Origin of the sequence: Vogesella mureinivorans (genome assembly GCF_007644035.1) — a bacterium.
Lineage (GTDB): Bacteria > Pseudomonadota > Gammaproteobacteria > Burkholderiales > Chromobacteriaceae > Vogesella > Vogesella mureinivorans.
Window position 1 is genome coordinate 1 of sequence record NZ_VMTV02001035.1, and the last position, 282, is coordinate 282.

A 282-nucleotide genomic window follows, 5' to 3' on the forward strand; every position below is an offset into this window, starting at 1 on the left:
GTCAAACATCCGCGTAGACCTGATGGCCTATCTGTTCGGCGATCTGCTGGCCGTCACGCCCGAAGATCTGATTTCTATTGCCATTGGCGTGGCAGTGGTGCTCGGGATCCTGCTGTGGCAGTGGCGAAATTTACTGGCTATGACCGTCAGCCCGGATCTGGCCTTTGTCGACGGCGTGAAGCTTCAGCGCGTGAAGCTGCTATTGATGCTGGTGACGGCGTTAACCATCGGCGTGGCGATGAAGTTTGTCGGCGCGCTGATCATCACGTCGCTGCTGATAAT

The 282-nt window shown here is 56.7% G+C and carries 1 protein-coding gene; it reads left to right on the forward strand.

Going from position 1 to position 282, the window contains the following annotated elements; translation table 11 throughout:
• Positions 1 to 22 precede the first annotated feature (22 nt).
• Positions 23 to 282, forward strand: a 260-nt coding sequence (locus tag FLQ44_RS22625; RefSeq protein WP_240801387.1) for an iron chelate uptake ABC transporter family permease subunit, incomplete at its 3' end; no start/stop codon positions are given.